The sequence below is a fragment of the Zobellia sp. OII3 genome (assembly GCF_002211465.1).
Classification (GTDB): domain Bacteria; phylum Bacteroidota; class Bacteroidia; order Flavobacteriales; family Flavobacteriaceae; genus Zobellia; species Zobellia galactanivorans.
In genome coordinates this window covers 35,346-52,370 of sequence record NZ_MWRZ01000001.1, presented here as the reverse complement: position 1 = coordinate 52,370, position 17,025 = coordinate 35,346, and the positions used below count along the sequence as shown (strand labels likewise).

At 44.0% G+C, this 17,025-nt stretch carries 19 protein-coding genes; 10 read left to right on the top strand and 9 right to left on the bottom strand.

The window, feature by feature from the left end:
• Positions 1-21: 21 nt before the first annotated feature.
• Complete coding sequence (locus tag B4Q04_RS00225) at positions 22-351, bottom strand: MerR family transcriptional regulator (protein ID WP_013992349.1); 330 nt, start codon at positions 349-351, stop codon at positions 22-24.
• Positions 351-1,328 carry a M23 family metallopeptidase gene (locus B4Q04_RS00220; RefSeq protein WP_013992348.1) on the bottom strand — a complete coding sequence of 326 codons (978 nt, stop codon included), beginning with the start codon at positions 1,326-1,328 and terminating at the stop codon, positions 351-353. The genes B4Q04_RS00225 and B4Q04_RS00220 overlap by 1 nt, the downstream gene beginning before the upstream one ends.
• A 101-nt stretch (positions 1,329-1,429) precedes the next feature.
• On the opposite strand from B4Q04_RS00220, the gene alaS reads away from it, so the two are divergent.
• The 6 genes from alaS (at position 1,430) to B4Q04_RS00190 (ending at position 7,826) form a co-directional block, all read left to right on the top strand.
• Positions 1,430-4,045 (top strand): alanine--tRNA ligase, encoded by a 2,616-nt coding sequence (alaS, locus tag B4Q04_RS00215; RefSeq protein ID WP_088695652.1) that lies wholly within the window; start codon positions 1,430-1,432, stop codon positions 4,043-4,045.
• 185 nt (positions 4,046-4,230) lie between these two features.
• The gene (locus B4Q04_RS00210; RefSeq protein ID WP_262508218.1) at positions 4,231-4,959 is read left to right on the top strand and encodes a DUF5995 family protein; all 729 of its coding nucleotides are present in this window, start codon (positions 4,231-4,233) and stop codon (positions 4,957-4,959) included.
• A 98-nt stretch (positions 4,960-5,057) separates the two neighbouring features.
• Positions 5,058-5,612, top strand: coding sequence for a Crp/Fnr family transcriptional regulator (locus B4Q04_RS00205; protein WP_088695650.1), 555 nt, complete (start codon positions 5,058-5,060; stop codon positions 5,610-5,612).
• A gap of 90 nt (positions 5,613-5,702) precedes the next feature.
• Positions 5,703-6,131: a DUF3995 domain-containing protein gene (locus B4Q04_RS00200; protein ID WP_088695649.1), complete on the top strand. Its 429-nt coding sequence runs from the start codon at positions 5,703-5,705 to the stop codon at positions 6,129-6,131.
• A 68-nt stretch (positions 6,132-6,199) separates the two neighbouring features.
• Complete coding sequence (locus B4Q04_RS00195) at positions 6,200-7,162, top strand: GSCFA domain-containing protein (protein ID WP_088695648.1); 963 nt, start codon at positions 6,200-6,202, stop codon at positions 7,160-7,162.
• 49 nt (positions 7,163-7,211) lie between these two features.
• Positions 7,212-7,826, top strand: coding sequence for a DUF4230 domain-containing protein (locus B4Q04_RS00190; RefSeq protein WP_088695647.1), 615 nt, complete (start codon positions 7,212-7,214; stop codon positions 7,824-7,826).
• Positions 7,827-7,837: 11 nt separating this feature from the next.
• On the opposite strand, the gene B4Q04_RS00185 is transcribed toward B4Q04_RS00190, so the two are convergent.
• The 4 genes from B4Q04_RS00185 to B4Q04_RS22620 all read right to left on the bottom strand — a co-directional run bounded on the left by B4Q04_RS00185 (position 7,838) and on the right by B4Q04_RS22620 (position 11,813).
• Positions 7,838-9,094, bottom strand: coding sequence for an acetylxylan esterase (locus B4Q04_RS00185; protein ID WP_236630943.1), 1,257 nt, complete (start codon positions 9,092-9,094; stop codon positions 7,838-7,840).
• Positions 9,095-9,134: 40 nt separating this feature from the next.
• On the bottom strand, positions 9,135-10,898 hold the full coding sequence (locus B4Q04_RS00180) for an aromatic amino acid hydroxylase (protein WP_088695646.1): 1,764 nt from the start codon (positions 10,896-10,898) through the stop codon (positions 9,135-9,137).
• A gap of 120 nt (positions 10,899-11,018) precedes the next feature.
• Positions 11,019-11,576 carry a DUF4136 domain-containing protein gene (locus B4Q04_RS00175; RefSeq protein WP_013992338.1) on the bottom strand — a complete coding sequence of 186 codons (558 nt, stop codon included), beginning with the start codon at positions 11,574-11,576 and terminating at the stop codon, positions 11,019-11,021.
• 78 nt (positions 11,577-11,654) lie between these two features.
• Positions 11,655-11,813 carry a DUF5522 domain-containing protein gene (locus B4Q04_RS22620; RefSeq protein ID WP_158499715.1) on the bottom strand — a complete coding sequence of 53 codons (159 nt, stop codon included), beginning with the start codon at positions 11,811-11,813 and terminating at the stop codon, positions 11,655-11,657.
• 205 nt (positions 11,814-12,018) lie between these two features.
• Here B4Q04_RS22620 and B4Q04_RS00170 point away from each other — a divergent pair, with 205 nt between their 5' ends.
• The 4 genes from B4Q04_RS00170 (at position 12,019) to hemL (ending at position 15,461) form a co-directional block, all read left to right on the top strand.
• Entirely contained in the window at positions 12,019-12,348 is a 330-nt protein-coding gene (locus tag B4Q04_RS00170) for a hypothetical protein (RefSeq protein WP_013992336.1), read from the top strand.
• A gap of 66 nt (positions 12,349-12,414) precedes the next feature.
• Positions 12,415-13,326, top strand: coding sequence for a 1-aminocyclopropane-1-carboxylate deaminase/D-cysteine desulfhydrase (locus B4Q04_RS00165; RefSeq protein ID WP_088695645.1), 912 nt, complete (start codon positions 12,415-12,417; stop codon positions 13,324-13,326).
• A 26-nt stretch (positions 13,327-13,352) separates the two neighbouring features.
• Complete coding sequence (locus B4Q04_RS00160; RefSeq protein WP_394331322.1) at positions 13,353-14,180, top strand: glucosaminidase domain-containing protein; 828 nt, start codon at positions 13,353-13,355, stop codon at positions 14,178-14,180.
• Positions 14,181-15,461 (top strand): glutamate-1-semialdehyde 2,1-aminomutase, encoded by a 1,281-nt coding sequence (gene hemL, locus B4Q04_RS00155; RefSeq protein WP_088695644.1) that lies wholly within the window; start codon positions 14,181-14,183, stop codon positions 15,459-15,461. It abuts the gene before it with no gap.
• 145 nt (positions 15,462-15,606) lie between these two features.
• Here hemL and B4Q04_RS00150 read toward each other — a convergent pair whose 3' ends face one another.
• The 3 genes from B4Q04_RS00150 to B4Q04_RS22615 all read right to left on the bottom strand — a co-directional run bounded on the left by B4Q04_RS00150 (position 15,607) and on the right by B4Q04_RS22615 (position 17,014).
• Entirely contained in the window at positions 15,607-16,101 is a 495-nt protein-coding gene (locus B4Q04_RS00150; protein WP_013992332.1) for a MepB family protein, read from the bottom strand.
• A 137-nt stretch (positions 16,102-16,238) separates the two neighbouring features.
• Entirely contained in the window at positions 16,239-16,682 is a 444-nt protein-coding gene (locus B4Q04_RS00145) for a Spy/CpxP family protein refolding chaperone (RefSeq protein WP_013992331.1), read from the bottom strand.
• Positions 16,683-16,858: 176 nt separating this feature from the next.
• A complete protein-coding gene (locus tag B4Q04_RS22615) occupies positions 16,859-17,014 on the bottom strand; it encodes a hypothetical protein (RefSeq protein WP_158499714.1) in 156 nt (51 codons plus the stop codon).
• Positions 17,015-17,025 lie beyond the last annotated feature (11 nt).

Here is a 17,025-nt window from a genome sequence, read left to right as displayed (position 1 = left end):
GACCCCTAATTTGTAAAAAAGTTACAATTGATCTTTGATCTTGGTCAATTCGGCCTTGATACGCTCGAGTTTATCGATGATATCAAAGTTGTTGAGCGTTTTTTGGCGATTTTCCTTAAGGTGGGTTTTGGCGCCTTCAAGGGTAAAGCCGCGCTCTTTTACCAAGTGGTAAATGAGTTTGAGATTGTTGATGTCCTGTGGGGTAAACTTACGGTTGCCCTTCGCGTTCTTTTTAGGTTTGAGGGCGTCGAATTCCTTTTCCCAAAAACGGATAAGGGAAGTGTTCACGCCAAAGGCCTTGGCGACTTCACCAATGCCATAGTACCTTTTTTCGGGGAGATCTACTTGCATTAGTCCAAAGATTGGTTTTCTTGTGCTGCGTATTTTAGCATATTCTCGAATTCTTCTGCGGTCAAACTACCGTAATAGAAGTTGATGGGGTTGATGCGTTCTTCATCTTTCCAGACTTCATAGTGCAAATGCGGGGCTTCCGAGCGGCCTGTATTTCCTACAAAACCAATGAGGTCGCCGCGTTTTACTTTTTGACCTTTTTTAACGTTGTATTCGCTAAGGTGCCCGTAAAGGGTTTTGTATCCGTAGCCATGGTCTATGCGAATGTGTTTGCCGTAACCTGACGAACCGTTATCGGCGCGGATGACCTTACCGTCGCCCGGAGCGTAAACAGGGGTGCCCTTGGGGGCCGAAAAATCCATGCCCCTATGTAATTTGCGGGCCTTGGTAAACGGGTCGGATCGCCATCCGAAACCTGAGGCCATACGTTTGAGGCTCTCGTTGGTAACGGGTTGAATGGCCGGTATGGCCATCAGGAATTTTTCTTTTTCTTCGGCCAATTTGGTTATCTCATCCAAAGATTTTGATTGTATGGCCATTTGCTTTTTGATAATATCAAGACGTTTGGTCGTGGCAATGACCATTTCCGAATTGTTGAAACCTTCAAGCGATTTGTAACGGTTGACACCACCGAAACCGGCCCTTCGCTGTTCTTCGGGTATGGGGTTGGCCTCAAAATAGAGACGGTAGATATTGTTGTCGCGTTCTTCTATATTGGCCAAAACCTCTTCGATTTGACCCATCTTTCGATTTAAGAGCTCGAACTGGAGTTCGTAATTCTTTACCTCCCGCTGTAGTGAAAGCTCGCGCGGGGTGTTGATCAAATTGGTGTTCATCAAGAAAACCAAGCACATCAGGCCGAAAAGAAAAGAGCCAATAAAGAACAGTGCGATATTACGATAACGCCTAGACTTTTTGGGCTCTATCTTGCGATATGAAAGCGTATCGGGATCGTAATAATACTTTACCTTAGACATGTACCTATTTTATCCTATTTTTGTGACGTTTTAGCGGGATAAACAAATATAGAAATACTTTCCTTTAAAACGTCAAATTTTGTAAAACCTTATAATTTTCTATGACTTCCAAGGAAATCCGATCGCAATTCTTAAACTTTTTTAAAGAAAAAGGACATAAAATAGTTCCGTCTGCCCCTATGGTCATCAAAGACGACCCTACACTCATGTTCACCAATGCGGGCATGAACCAGTTCAAAGAGTTCTTTTTGGGGAATAGCGTGGCCAAAAATCCAAGGGCGGTCGATTCCCAAAAGTGCTTGCGTGTAAGTGGAAAACACAATGACCTTGAGGAAGTAGGAAAGGATACCTATCACCATACCATGTTCGAAATGTTGGGCAACTGGAGCTTTGGCGACTATTTCAAGAAGGAAGCCATCGAATGGGCATGGGAGTTGCTTACCGAGGTATTGAAAATAGATAAAGATTGCCTTTATGTTTCGGTCTTTGAGGGAAGCAAGGATGCCGATAAACTCGATTTGGATACCGAAGCATTCGATTTGTGGAAGGCCATTGTACCCGAAGACCGCATTATTCTAGGCAATAAAAAAGATAACTTCTGGGAAATGGGGGATCAAGGGCCATGTGGACCTTGTTCCGAAATTCACGTAGATATCCGCTCGGCCGAAGAAAAGGCCAAAGTTCCCGGGGCTTCATTGGTAAACGCCGATCATCCGCAAGTCGTGGAAATATGGAATTTGGTGTTCATGCAGTACAACCGCAAGGCCGATGGTTCATTAGAGCCCTTGCCGGCAAGACATGTCGATACCGGAATGGGATTCGAACGCTTGTGTATGGTCATGCAAGGTGTTCAGTCGAACTACGATACCGATGTCTTTAAACCGATCATTCGTGAGATTGAAACCATTACCCATAGCAAATATGGCAAAGACGAGGAAATCGATATAGCCATCCGGGTTATTGCGGATCATATTCGTGCTGTGTCCTTCTCCATCGCTGACGGACAGTTGCCAAGCAATACCGGTGCCGGTTACGTGATAAGGCGTATTTTGAGAAGGGCCGTTCGCTACGGATTTACCTTTTTGAACACCAAGGAGCCTTTTATGTACCGTTTGGTCAATGTATTGACGGAAGATATGGGGGGAGCTTTCCCAGAGTTGAAAGAACAACGCCAACTGATAGAAAACGTAATAAAGGAAGAAGAGTATTCTTTCTTAAAGACCCTAGAACAAGGGCTTGTGCTTTTGGATCAGGTAATTTTGAATGTCAAGGGCAAGGAAGTTGACGGAAGAAAGGCTTTTGAACTCTATGATACCTATGGTTTTCCAATCGATTTGACCGCCCTGATCCTTTCGGAAAAAGGTTTGACCTTAGATGAAAAAGGTTTTGAGCTCGCTATGCAAGAGCAGAAAAACCGTTCAAAATCCGCCTCGGAAATCTCCAAGGATGATTGGGAAGTGCTCTCCAGTGATTTAGAGCAGGAATTTGTGGGTTACGATATGCTTGAAACCAACGTAAAGCTGGTGAAGTACAGAAAGGTGACCTCTAAAAAAGCGGGCGAGCAATATCAATTGGTATTTAACCTAACCCCCTTCTACCCTGAAGGCGGCGGACAAGTTGGCGATAAAGGCTACTTGGAGATGCCGAATGGGGATGTGGTCTACATCCTAGATACCAAAAAAGAGAACAACGAGATTATCCATTTTACCAAAAACCTTCCTGCCGACCTAAACGGGACCTTTAGGGCCGTTGTCGATAAGAAACAGCGCGAGCGTACGCAGGCCAACCATACGGCTACACATTTATTGCACCAGGCCTTGCGTGAGGTACTCGGTAAACATGTCGAGCAAAAAGGGTCTGCGGTACATTCCAAATACCTTCGTTTTGATTTTTCGCATTTTTCAAAAGTAACACCTGAGGAACTGCGGGAAGTAGAGAATTTTGTAAACGCCCGTATTGCCGGACAATTGCCTTTTGAGGAGCAACGTAATATTCCGGTGGAGAAAGCGCTTGAAGAAGGGGCTATGGCCCTTTTTGGGGAAAAGTACGGCGATACCGTTCGCACGGTCCGCTTTGGTCGCTCAATTGAACTTTGTGGGGGGACCCATGTAAAGAATACCGGCGATATCTGGCATTTTAAAATAAAGTCAGAGGGCGCCGTGGCTTCGGGAATCAGGAGAATTGAGGCCATTACCTCCGATGCCGTAAAAGATTTCTATGCCGAGAACGATAGGGTTCTTTTAGATATCAAAGGCTTATTGAACAATGCCCAAGATCCTGTTAAGGCGGTGTCAACCTTGCAGGAAGAAAATGCAAAGCTGAAAAAAGAAGTGGAGGCACTTTTAAAAGATAAGGCGAAAAACCTAAAAGTAGAGCTGAAAAATGAACTCCAAGAAGTGAACGGGGTTCAGTTTTTAGCCAAGAAAATAGATTTGGATGCCGCGGGAATCAAAGACCTTTCTTTTGAAATGGGGCAGAACCAAGATAACCTCTTCCTTCTTTTTGCAACGGAACAAAATGGAAAAGCATTATTGTCTTGTTACATTTCTAAAGAGCTGGTAGGGGCAAAAGATTTGAACGCCGGAACCATTGTGAGGGAATTGGGGAAATTCATCCAAGGTGGCGGCGGTGGCCAACCCTTCTTTGCTACCGCAGGGGGTAAAAAGCCCGAAGGAATCGATGAGGCCTTGGCCAAGGCTAAAGATTATATAAAGTAAATTATAACAACGCTTCGCTCATTTAGGCGAGGCGTTTTTCTTTTTATTTGGTGTTGGAAGGGAAACCTAAGCGTATCGAATAGGTCGGTAGCATATGGCGAAAATGAAGTAACTTACAGGAGATTTTAAGTTTAAACAGTCATAAATAAACAGATAAGATTAGCCGCCCGACTACCATAACAGAAGTGCTCCGTCAATTGGATGTTATAATTGATACCGCCATTGCAACCAATAGCCGCATGGGCTTGTTCGCCTATGTGTACAGAAGGACTACGGCCCAAATACTAAAAGAAGTAGAGCTCGGAAATTTCGAGGATAATGACCGAATGGTAAAATTCGATGTTGAATTCGCCAATTTCTATCTCGACGCCTACCACGCTTATTCAAATGGCCTCGAGGTAAGCAGGTCGTGGGATTTTGTTTTCAAAAACGCCAAAGAGCCCTTGACCATTCTACAGCACGTTATGCTCGGAATCAATACGCATATCAATCTGGATCTGGCCATGGCGGTAAGTGCCGTTATGAGGGAAAAGGAGTTAGCGGAAATAGAAACCGACTATAACACGGTAAACCGTATTCTTTCCGATATTGTCAATGAAATGCAAGACCGGCTTGGCCGTGTGTCCCCTTTACTTTTTATGTTGGATTGGGCAGGGAAAAATTCAGACGAGAAGATTATCGATTTTAGTATGGCCAAGGCCAGGGAGGTGTCATGGGGCAATGCGAACTTACTTTGGGGTTTGGGTATGGAACATCAAGAGGAAGCGATTAAAAATATTGATGGGGTAGTGCTGAAATTGAGTGAACTCATTAAGACGCCCCAATCCAAGATTATCGGTTTTTTGCTCAGCCTCATAGGCCGGTTCGAGGAAAGGAATGTCGGTAAGGTCATCGCAACATTACGGGAAGACTAGATCGATACGTTGCTTATTTAATTAAAAAAGACAGGTAAAAGACAAATAATACCATATCCCTTATCCCGAACATAGCCATCGAATCCTTACAACACATATTGAACCAGGTATTACCTTTTGAAGAGCACGATTGGAAGGCGATAGAGCCCTATCTGTCGATAGTTGGCTTTGACGAAGGGGAGCAGTTGCTCCGGCCTCCGCAAATATGTGGTTTTATTGCTTTTATTAAGTCGGGTTCCATACGGTCTTACCACACCAATGACCAATTGATGGAAACCAATCTCTTGCTAAGGTCCGAAAACGAATTCATTACGGATTATGAGAGTTTTATACGTGAAGAACCGGCCACCTTGTCTATTCAGGGTATTGAAAAAGGGGAGGCCATTTTTTTAGATAGGACAGGGCTCAATGCGCTTTACGAAACTTCTTTTTATTGGAATAAATTTGGGAGGATCATAAGTGAGCAAATATTCGTCAACAGTAAACGTAGAACCGAACAGCTGTTATTTTTGAATCCAAGGGAGCGATACTTGCTTTTGATGAAAGAACATCCTGATTATTTTCAAAAGTATTCCCTAAAGCATATCGCGAGTTATTTGGGCATTACCCCACAGTCATTAAGTAGGATCAGAAATCAGCTTTCAAGGCATTAATTACCCAAAGTTAAGTCTTGCTTCCATTGTTTTATAGGAAATTTGCCCGATCAATAAAATAAAGAAACGAGTATTTAAAAGCGTAAACGTATGATTATTATGGTTTTGTCCTTAATTCTGTTCTTGGTTTTTATCGTACTTGGAGGTTTGCATTTCTATTGGCTTTTTGGAGGCGATTGGGCGGTAGGGAAAGTGATCCCCACAAAAGGCAATGGGGAATGCCTGCCTAAGATTCCCCCAATAGCGACCCTGGTGGTGGGAGTTGTCTTGGTTTTATTTGCTTTGGTTTACCTGATGAAATCAGGACTCCTAACTATTCAAGGTCTGAATGGGGTGATAAATTATGGATATTGGTTTATTCCTTTTATTTTTATTTTACGGGCCATAGGCGATTTTAATTATTTGGGCTTTTTTAAGAAAGTAAAACATACCGCATTCGCGAAGGCGGACTCAAAGGTTTTTGTTCCATTATGTCTGGCCATTGGTATAATGGGAATACTGATTCAATTAATGGATTGAAAACAATAGGGAAGCGTAGAAATGAGGTAGGCTGCTATTTTTAAATGCTAGCCAGAAAATAAACGATAATGAAACTCCAAACACAAATACCTTTACAAAAGGCCTCAAACCAAATCGATTATGAAAGTCGCTTGGTTTTTCTGGGTTCTTGTTTTTCTGAAAATATCGGGGGAAAGTCCACCTACTTTAAGTTTCGGTCACTCCGGAATCCTTTCGGTATTTTGTTTCATCCCTTGGCCATTGAAAATTTGGTATCTCGGGCCCTTCGGAAGAAGCGGTATACCCAAGATGATATATTTTACCATAACGAACGCTGGCAGTGTTATGAGGCCCATTCCGATCTAAGTGCCCTTTCCCAAGAAACCCTATTGGGAGCACTCAATGATGGATTGGAAAAAACCGCGGAACATCTGGCGACCGCTACCCATATCGGCATCACCTTGGGAACGGCATGGGTGTATCGCCACTTAGAAACCGACGCGGTAGTGGCCAACTGTCATAAAGTCCAGCAGAAACAATTCTCAAAGGAACTGTTGGGCATTGCGGAAATGAAGGCGGCCCTGAATACCATTATGGACTCCGTTCGTTCGGTAAACCCGAAGGTGCAGTTTATTTTAACCGTATCGCCCGTACGTCATCTAAAGGACGGTTTTGTGGAGAATCAAAGAAGTAAGGCGCATTTGATTTCGGCGGTCCATGGGGTTCTGCAAGAGGGGGTGTCATATTTTCCTTCGTACGAAATCCAGATGGATGAGCTTAGGGATTACCGCTTCTACAAAGAGGATATGGTACACCCCAATCAATTGGCGGTTGATTATATCTGGGAGAGGTTTAAATCGGTATGGATTACGGAGGGAGCCCAAGAATCAATGCAGCAGGTCGATGCCATTCAAAAAGGATTACGTCACAGGCCCTTTCATCCGGAATCGGAACAGCATAAAACGTTCTTAAAATCTTTGGGGCTTAAGATCAACAACGTTCAAAAGCAGTTTCCCTTCATGGATTTTTCCGGTCAAATTTCTGGGGGGTAGAATCCTTTTTCCGTTTCGTTAATTTCAATTTGTATTGTAACTTCAACTTATGAAAAAAGTATTTGTAGGGGTTATTGTCACCTTGGCGATAGTTTTGGTGTTCCGTTCATGTGCCGATGAAAGGGAGGAGAAAAGCATCCTTCAAGAAAACAGTATGCTTATCCAAACACAGATAGACAACGTCAGTAAATTGATCGTTACCGAAGGACATTTTGCCGAAGTTTACAATTACAAAGATTCCAAAATGCTTTTCGGTCCCTTTATCTCCGCGGAAAAGAAAGCCTTGGTAGTGGTCAATGCCGATGTTACCATAGCTTATGACCTGAATCAAATAGACTTTGAAGTCGATGAGGTCAATAAGATATTGCGAATCAAAAGTATACCTGAGCCCGAGGTAAAGATCAATCCCGACTTTGAGTATTATGATGTGAGCTCAGACTACTTGAATATGTTCGAGGCTAGCGATTATAATAAGATCAAGAAAAACGTCAAGGCCTCGTTGATGAAAAAAGTGGAAGCCTCATCGTTAAAAACGAATGCCCGGAACCGTCTGATAAGCGAACTTCAGAAGTTTTACATCTTAACAAATTCCATGGGGTGGCAGTTGGTCTACAAAGACGAGGTCGTAGACCAAGACCTAAGCGATTTTTTTCTTAAGGATTGACACCTCTTCGGTTATTTTACAAAATTTTGCGCCCAACTGATGTATTGGTCCCAATCGTAATCGGTAACATCGTGTTTTCCCGATCGTATATGGTAGGCTAGGGTTTCTTGAATAGGCCTGTCGACAACGGGGCTATCGCTTTTAGAGATTCCTTTTTTGCCATATAGGGCGTATACCGGTGTGGCGTACTGTGCCGAAAGAAATTCGCCCTTGGGGTCGGCCCATTCGTCTTCGGCGGCACTTGCCACATATAAAGGCCTTGGGGCGATCAATGCCAATAGTTGGTGCTGGTCTACGGGCAATATTTCTTCTTTGTTGCTGTATTTCTTGAAGCTTTCCGAAAACCAATGCGGAAAGGAATTGTTGATGTGGCCTATGGTTTCCCCATATTTGCGTTTAGATAAGGCCGCGCCACCGCATCCGGAATTGTTGCTGATCACTCCGTCAAAGCGAGGGTCGGAGGCCCCGGCCCAAAGTGCGGCCTTGCCCAGTCTTGAATGGCCAAAAACAATAACCTTGGAAATGTTGGTGTCGTTTTCGAGGTAATCCATGGCACGGCTAAGGCCAAAGGCCCATGCGGCAATGCTTCCCCATTCGTTTGTTTTGGGTCTTGTTTGTCCTTCCCTATAGAAGAGGCTGTGCAATCCATCGGAAAAATCGTTTTTATCAGGGTCGATTTCACCGTAGTAGACCGTCGCTAGTCCAAATCCGTTGTCGAGTATTTTGTCAATGGCCCAGCGGTTTTTTCTAGAGCCCCTAGAGGCTTCGGTGGTCTTGTTATTCTGGATGTTCAAGGTGATGTCGTTCGCGTTCCAGGCGTCGGTTACGATGACCTTGGGGTCGTCGGTCACCGTGTGGTTGCCGTGAAAATTATAGCCTAGGAATACGGGAGCGTTTTCGTTTCCCTTGGGGAGATAGAGGAGGATGTTGAAATTGAGCGAACGGTTGTTCTTTTTTAGGCCAACGGCGATTTGTTTGCGCTGAGCCTTGCCACCCAGAGCGTTGTTGTCTTCCTCTATGACTTCGAACGAATACTCGTCGAGCATGGCGGGCACCTTGCCGTAAATCTGTTTTTCGAAAAATTGATAGATTTCCAATTTTCGTTTTTCTTCCCATTGGTCGCTATCGGTAATGGCTTCGCCGCTAAAGGTCAATAATGGGTCCGGTACGGTAAACTTGGGAACCTTGGTTTCGTCATAATTTGCTTCGGGTTGTGCCACAAATATCGATGGAATTAATGCAAAAATTAGAATGATGAATGGTTTCACAGTGGTTTGGTTTGGGGTCGATCGGCAAATGCGCCAATCGTTATTTTAATTTTTCGGTTTCAAATTTATGATTTACCAAATTAAGTCCATCATCTATCAGATGGCCTAGCTTCGGATGGTTCAATTTAACTGTTTCTAGGTGTGCGGCTATTTCTTGGGCAAAATCATTGTCGCCGTTCTCTTTGGCGAGTTCATATAGCTCCACGGGTAGCAGCCAATCGTTAGGGTAATCGTCCCTGATGGCTTCAAAAACCTTATGTCTTGAGATGGTAATGTTCTTGCCTTCCCTAAAATGGCGTATCTGTTCGTAATACTGCTCCAATTGGCTTTGGGCGGAATCGGCCTTGACTTTTATCGTGCTCGATGATACTTTGTGGGTAACCAGGTCAAAACTGTTGAGGTCGGCCGGACCGTTAAAGGCGGAAACAATTTCCCGACCTACGGCCATATTGTACAGTTCGTCATTACTTTCGAACAATACTTTGTCCTTATGGCTTACTCGGCAGTTTTTAAAGGTAACCAGAATAATTTCGCCCTGTAGGTTTCGGGTACCCGTAATGATTTGTCCCGATACCTTAATGTGTCCTTCGAACTCTAGGGAAACCTGCTGGCCTTCAAAAATGTTATAGGCCTTCAAGTCTAGGGGGCTCATGTCTTCAATGGCCAGGTTGATGCCTTTGAGTTTGCCTATGGGCGATCCAAAACCGGTGGCGTGCTGTTTGGTGCTGTGTCCGACCAACTCTTTTTCCCGGAAGGAAAGGGCGGTAGGTCCAACGGTCTGAAAGAATGCCGGCTTGCCTTCGTGTTCTATTACGCTATCGAAATTTCCCGATATCTGCAATCCGGTGCTGAGTTCAATAGTGCCCAGTTCTTTCGATTCAATAAGTTTTTGTATTCCCTTTAACCCTCCACGCCTTAGGGCCATGGTGTTGGCGAACTCTTCCAATACCTGGCTCAGGTATGCAAAATCGGGTGTAACGAAAAGCTGTGGTTGAGGTTGGGTGATGTCGAAGGAAGTATATGCCGCATCTATGGAATACGGAATTTTCTTTACTTTATCGGTCATGCACCAAGCACTCTCCCCAATCGAGGAAAGAAGTCCGGCACCATATATTTTTGGATTTTCGGGTGTTCCAATGAGGCCGTACTCCACAGTCCACCAGTGCAGATTGCGAATAAGGGCAATCTCACTGGGTTCGCCCATGTTGTTTTGTAGGTCTTCAATATGTTTTTCGGCCTTGTCGATCTCTTCTTGGGGTGTGCCGGGTGCTTCCTTAATGATGGAAAGGTGGCGTACCGCTTCGTAGAGTTCGTAATCTTTCGCATTGGAAATCGCCTTGCAACCAATTTCTCCGAAACGGCGAAGGTATTCGGCATACTCGGGGTTGGCGATAATGGGAGCGTGGCCTGCACCCTCGTGAATAATGTCGGGGGCGGGAGTGTACTCTATGTGGTCTAGTTGGCGTATGTCGGAGGCAATGACCAAAACGTTATAGGCCTGAAACTCCATAAAGGCCGAAGGGGGAATAAATCCGTCAACGGCTACGGCCGCCCAACCGATTTCCTTTAAGATGCGGTTCATACCGTACATGTTCGGAATGTGGTCTATGGAAATCCCGGTTTTTTTCAGTCCCTCAAGATAGGAAGCATGGGCCATCTTACTGAGGTAATCTACGTTTTTACGCATTACGTACCTCCAAACGGCTTGGTCTATAGCCGAATATCCATTGTAATCCTGTGGTTTGATGTACTGCTGCAAATGGGCAGGTAGCTTGTCGAGAACAGGGTTGCTGATATACTTCATACTAGACGGTTTTCTGTTATAAAGATACAAAAAAGGGAGGCTTTCGATTGCATGGGGTGGGCCACCGTATAAAAAAAGCCCTTTTAAAAATAAAAGAGCTTTTGCTTGGTTAAAATATGTTTATTTTGCGGCCACGGCGTTCGGTGGGTATTGCATCAATATTTCCGAAACAAATTCGCGAATGCGCTCTTCCTTCTTTTCTATATTGCTTACGTTCACAAGATTGCCGACCCCTTTGCCCTGCCATACCAGTTCCTTGCTTTTGGCATCGATGAGGTCAATGTACAATGAGCCTTCGGTACGGGTGCTTACATTGCTGCCTCCCCATCCTGGGCCCCAGTAATACGGGTTCCATCCCCAGCCATAATAGCCGCCCCAGTAATTGTTGTAGATGTCTACCTGTTCTTTTTCTTTGGTGAATATGCTCACTAAAATATCTGGATTCTCAGATTTTGAAAAGCCTCGTTTGCCCATTTCGGCCTCAATGGCGCGAAGGATACGTTTTTTGTCCAAATCCGAAATTTGGGCCTTGTCTATGCCTGTTTTGTAAAAAGCATAGGTTTTGTAGCTGTCAAAATTCGCCTCTTTGTCGTAATCCGAAAGTACGCGCACCGAAGTACATGAGCTTAAGAACAGCAACACAAGCATGGGAATCGCAAGGATTTTAATTTTTTTCATAACAAATAATTGTATTTGGTGTTAATACATCTTTTTTCTGATTAAGATAGCCTCAAAAATCATGCCGAACAACCATGTTCATTGGCGGTTCGTTTTGGGGTCAAAACCATAGGGGCAGTGCCTGCAACCACTTTCACAACAGTACCCTCTCTTTAAATGATATTGCTGGGTAAACACCCGATATCCTTCTTTTGATAGGTAAAAATCGCCCTCCTCGGGCGGGATTATTTTTTTCATCACCTCCTTCTGCCTTGCTTTTGATAGGTATAAAATTACTTCATTTTGTTGATAAACAACAAAAAACGATTTGAAAACCGTACATTTTAGGGGTGTTTAGCAGTATTTTAACGAATGGTTGTAATTGTTGGCAAGAAAGTTCAGTTATCGAATATAAGGGCTGAATAACAATTAACTTTATGAAGCTCCGTTTAAACTTTTGATTATGATCTTAGTCTTTAAACATTTTTTTTATAAGAACTATGTTGGTCTATCACTTTGGCCCTTCATCATTTTAAAGCATGATGGACTCAAAGAAGATATCGTTTTGATCAACCATGAGAAAATACATCTGAAGCAGCAGCAAGAATTGTTGATTGTTTTTTTCTACATTCTGTACATATCGGAATGGCTTATCAGAACTGCGGTATATCTCGATAGTTACAAGGCATATCAGAATATCAGTTTTGAACGTGAGGCCTATTCGAACGAGAAGAACCTTAACTACACGAGTGAGCGCAAGCCTTTTAGTTTTATAAAATACCTTTCCCAATAGGGGAGTGTAGAGCTTAATCTACACTTCACTTTACTTGTTCTCTTTTTCGCCCTACTTTTGCTGCATATGGGTGAAGTGACCAAAAATCAAGAAATAAACCTGGCGATATTGGCCGAGAAAGGGGTTTCCCTTGTTCTTAAAAGGGAGGATCGGATACATCCTTTGATTTCCGGAAACAAATACAGAAAACTCAAATACAACCTAGAAGAGGCCCGAACCAAGGGTTTCGGTACCCTATTGACGTTTGGGGGAGCCTTCTCGAACCATATTGCGGCCACGGCCTATGCGGGACAACTCCATGGTTTTAAGACCGTCGGGGTGATACGGGGGGAAGAAATTGCTGAAAAATGGCGGGGGAACGGTACGCTGAAATTGGCACATTCCCATGGCATGGAATTCAACTTTATATCTAGGGAAGCCTATCGTAACAAAGACAGTAAGGCGCTTTTGGCCGGTCTGGAACAACGCTTCGGTAAATTTTATCTCTTGCCCGAAGGAGGAACGAATGCCTTGGCCATAAAGGGATGTGAGGAAATTTTGACTCCCGATGATGCTGTTTTCGATGTGGTCTGTTGTGCCGTGGGAACAGGGGGTACTATTGCCGGAATCAGTAATGCGGCCCATGATTCTCAAAAAGTTTTGGGGTTTCCGGCGCTTAAAGGAGATTTTTTACAAGAAGATATTTGTAAATTTGCTCCAAGGGGAAATTGGAAGTTGATAACCGACTATCATTTTGGGGGTTACGCAAAGCTCACCGAAGCATTGGTGCAGTTTATAAACGATTTTAATTTAAAGACCCAAATACCGCTCGACCCTGTTTATACAGGTAAGATGGTCTACGGTATTTTAGATTTGGTCAAGAATGGATATTTCCCCCAAAAAACCAAAATATTGGCCATCCACACAGGGGGGCTACAAGGTATAGCGGGAATGAACCTGAGTTTGAAAAAGAAAAATCTACCATTGATAAACATATGATACGCAGACTTTTCATATTGTCTCTTTTGAGCATATTTTTTATAGGATGTAAAGCCAAACGGACCGTCGCTTCGAGAAGCGAATCGCCAAAGCAAAAGAAGGAAGTTGTGGTCGTAAAAAAGGAAAGCAAGAAGTCTGACGACGGACTGTATCCTATGCCCGAAGACACCGGGAAATTCGTCCGTTTTAATATAGATTCGCCCGAAGAGTACGTTGAGACTTTCGCCGAAATCGCCCAAATGGAAATGAAGGCTTTTGGTATTCCCGCAAGTATTACCTTGGCCCAAGGCCTTTTGGAAAGCGGATTGGGAAAAGGGGCCTTGGCCCTAAAGACCAATAATCATTTTGGGATCAAATGCCATACCGGCTGGGAAGGCGATTACGACTTTCACGATGATGATGAAAAAGGGGAGTGTTTTAGAAAATACAACCACCCTATGTACTCGTACCGCGATCATAGCCTTTTCTTGAAACACCGTTCCCGCTACGCCTTTCTCTTCGACTACAGAAGTGACGATTACAAACGATGGGCCAAAGGCTTGCGACAGGCCGGTTACGCTACCGATAGGCACTATCCGCAAAAACTGATATCGCTTATAGAACGATACGAATTGCACAAGTACGATACTGAAATTGCCAAGCAGGGCTTTCATCGGCCCAAAACGGAAGAGCCGGTCATAGCGTCTCGTGCACAAAGTCGGGTGCATGTGGTTCAAAAGGGAGATACCCTATACTCGATCTCGAGGGCGTATTCCGTTTCCGTTGATGATCTAAAGCGATGGAACTACATGTACGACAATAACTTGGCCATCGGGCAAAAACTTACCGTTAAGACTCAAAATTTCAATAAATAGATGTTATACCAAAGAAGCAGTGCCTTGTTTGCAGAGGCACAAAAATATATTCCAGGAGGTGTCAACTCACCGGTCCGTGCCTTTAAGGCCGTAGGCGGTGATCCCATTTTTGTAAAGAAGGCAAAAGGGGCCTATCTGTATGATGAAGATGATAATCGATTGATCGATTATATCGCCTCTTGGGGCCCGTTAATTTTGGGCCACGCCCATGAACCCGTTATCAATGCCGTTATCGAAAAGGCCAAACAGGGTACCTCCTTTGGTATGCCTACGGAAATTGAAACGCAGCTTGCCCAATTGGCGGTATCTATGGTGCCGAATATCGATAAGATCCGTTTCGTGAACAGTGGTACGGAAGCTTGTATGAGTGCCGTGCGCCTGGCTCGGGGCTATACCGGAAAAGATAAGATCATCAAATTTGCCGGTTGCTACCATGGACATTCCGATTCGTTTTTGATACAAGCCGGAAGCGGGGCTGTAACCTTTGGTAGTCCTAATAGTCCGGGGGTCACCCAAGGTACGGCTAAAGATACCTTGTTGGCCCAATACAACGACCTGGAAAGTGTTCGGGCACTGGTAGAGGCGAACAAAGGGGAGATAGCTACCATAATTATTGAGCCCATAGCGGGTAATATGGGATGTATTGTCCCTTCTGACGAATTTATAAAGGGACTTAGGGAACTATGTACCCATGAAGGTATTTTGTTGTTGTTCGATGAGGTAATGACGGGTTTCCGTTTAGGAAAAGGGGGGGCTCAAGAAGCACTTGGCATCGATGCCGATATCGTATGTTTTGGAAAGGTTATCGGAGGAGGCTTGCCTGTAGGCGCCTTTGCCGCAAAAGCTGAAATTATGGCACATTTGGCACCTGAAGGCCCGGTATACCAAGCAGGAACCTTAAGTGGTAATCCATTGGCCATGGCTGCAGGTTTGGCTATGCTTACCGAATTGGACAAGCATCCTGAAGTGTTTGAAAGTCTTGCCAAAAAGACGGCCTATCTTCATGAGGGCTTGGATGCCGTTTTAAAAGATAAAGGTGTGCCTTACCAAATCAACCGTTTTGGTAGTATGATTTCGGTACATTTTACCGAAGAGCCCGTTGTCGACTTCGATAGCTCGGCAAAAGGGAACAATGAAACTTTCAAAAAGTACTTCCATGGTATGCTTCAAAATGGGGTGTATTTGCCTCCAAGTGCGTTTGAAAGCTACTTTTTGAACGATGCTTTGAGCTATGCCGATATCGATGAAACCGTAGAGGCCCTGAAGAAAGTGGAGCTGTAAAGGCTTGTTTTCATATTTGGCTTACACATGGTATAAGGCAGGGGGGGGGTTGTTTTAAACCCATCTAGTACCTCGCCCATGGTCTTTAAATGGGCGGGGTCTCTTTTTTTTGGAACAGTCCCGTACCCATCCTTTGAATTATGCTTCAGACCGCACCGAAGAGCGATTGTACTTTGTTGTAATTTGTCTCATCGTGTATTTCAAAAAAGTGGCGAAGTTGCCAGTTTTGGGTGTTCTGGGCTTGTTTACTCGTTGCTACGTCCCAAATGGGATATACGCGAAAACCTCGTTTCCCCTCCTTTTTTGGGGTATTGACTATTCCTTTTGTAACCAATACTTCTTTCGGAAAGACAAATTGCCCGAGCAAATGGCCTTTGCTTACGTTGATGACGAAGCAGTCGAAATCATCACTTTCTTCAAATGGACAAATAGGGCCGTTGTCGGCCCGTTTCCAAAAAGTAACGAACTGCCCGACTTTCTTAGGGGTGATTTTGGCATTTCTAAAGATGACCTTGTGGGAGTCCAATAGAAATCTACAGGCCCCGTACTCTTGACTTTCTGGCTCCAATTTAAAATCGCCTAGGGTAAGTCCACACGGGGAATACACATTCGATACGAGATATTGGAGGTCTTTGGTCATGTGTTCTTTTTATTTTGGAACATGAAATTTGGTAATCTTAAGTACCGAATATCCTATAAAATTAGTGAAATAAGTAGAGGCTATAAACAAAAAAAGGACCGCAATATCTGCAGCCCTTTTTTGTAATAGCTAAGGTTTTACCTTCTTGCTTTGTGTCCTTCTTTTCGTCCTTTAGAACCCTTCTTTTTTCTATGCTGTTGCATTTTTTCCCATTTCTCATATTGCTCTGCAGAAAGAATATCTTTCATTTCGGCTTTGAGGGCGATCATTTTGTCCAATTTGGCATTTTCCATAGCGAATCGCTCTTCTGAAGTCGGTCTTTTGCGTTCGCCTTCCTCTTTTTTGGCCTTGCGTTCTTCATGCTTGGCTTTGCGTGCTTTGGCTTCCTCTAAGTGAATGGCCTTAATTTTTTCTTGCTGGGCCGATGTTAGGTCTAAGGCCAAGGTCATTTTCTTTGTGTGGAGCGTTGCTATTTGCTCTGCGGTCAAATCTTTCATTTGATCTCTATTGTTTCCTTTTTCCCTTTGGGCCATTGCGGTAAGTCCGATCATACATACTAATGCTACAATTATCTTTTTCATCTTTCTAAATTTTAATGATTATACATCTTAGAGCGGAATGAAGGAACAAGGTTTAATGGGCTTCTGTAATTTATGGATTAATTAACAGGTTAAGAGGCTTGGTTTTAGGGCGTAAAAAAGGGCGGAGAATGGTTTCCTCGCCCTCACATAGTAGGTTTGTCGAATGTCAATATATTTTAGTCCACTGCCTCCGGAGCAACCACTTGTTCGATATCTGCCGAAGCCATCTCGACCGTCTGGGGAGACTGATCGGCATTGGTTTGATTGTAATAGATAACTGATGCAATCACGAATCCGGCTAGGTATAACGAACTTTTAAGTTTTTGAGACATGGCGTATGTTT

Bases quoted from the DNA above. Each gene is read 5' to 3' on its own strand.
- B4Q04_RS00225 (WP_013992349.1), bottom strand. From the start codon at position 351: ATGCAAGTAGATCTCCCCGAAAAAAGGTACTATGGCATTGGTGAAGTC.
- B4Q04_RS00220 (WP_013992348.1), bottom strand. From the start codon at position 1,328: ATGTCTAAGGTAAAGTATTATTACGATCCCGATACGCTTTCATATCGC.
- alaS (WP_088695652.1), top strand. From the start codon at position 1,430: ATGACTTCCAAGGAAATCCGATCGCAATTCTTAAACTTTTTTAAAGAA.
- B4Q04_RS00200 (WP_088695649.1), top strand. From the start codon at position 5,703: ATGATTATTATGGTTTTGTCCTTAATTCTGTTCTTGGTTTTTATCGTA.
- B4Q04_RS00195 (WP_088695648.1), top strand. From the start codon at position 6,200: ATGAAACTCCAAACACAAATACCTTTACAAAAGGCCTCAAACCAAATC.
- B4Q04_RS00190 (WP_088695647.1), top strand. From the start codon at position 7,212: ATGAAAAAAGTATTTGTAGGGGTTATTGTCACCTTGGCGATAGTTTTG.
- B4Q04_RS00180 (WP_088695646.1), bottom strand. From the start codon at position 10,898: ATGAAGTATATCAGCAACCCTGTTCTCGACAAGCTACCTGCCCATTTG.
- B4Q04_RS00175 (WP_013992338.1), bottom strand. From the start codon at position 11,576: ATGAAAAAAATTAAAATCCTTGCGATTCCCATGCTTGTGTTGCTGTTC.
- B4Q04_RS22620 (WP_158499715.1), bottom strand. From the start codon at position 11,813: ATGAAAAAAATAATCCCGCCCGAGGAGGGCGATTTTTACCTATCAAAA.
- B4Q04_RS00170 (WP_013992336.1), top strand. From the start codon at position 12,019: ATGATCTTAGTCTTTAAACATTTTTTTTATAAGAACTATGTTGGTCTA.
- B4Q04_RS00165 (WP_088695645.1), top strand. From the start codon at position 12,415: ATGGGTGAAGTGACCAAAAATCAAGAAATAAACCTGGCGATATTGGCC.
- hemL (WP_088695644.1), top strand. From the start codon at position 14,181: ATGTTATACCAAAGAAGCAGTGCCTTGTTTGCAGAGGCACAAAAATAT.
- B4Q04_RS00150 (WP_013992332.1), bottom strand. From the start codon at position 16,101: ATGACCAAAGACCTCCAATATCTCGTATCGAATGTGTATTCCCCGTGT.
- B4Q04_RS00145 (WP_013992331.1), bottom strand. From the start codon at position 16,682: ATGAAAAAGATAATTGTAGCATTAGTATGTATGATCGGACTTACCGCA.
- B4Q04_RS22615 (WP_158499714.1), bottom strand. From the start codon at position 17,014: ATGTCTCAAAAACTTAAAAGTTCGTTATACCTAGCCGGATTCGTGATT.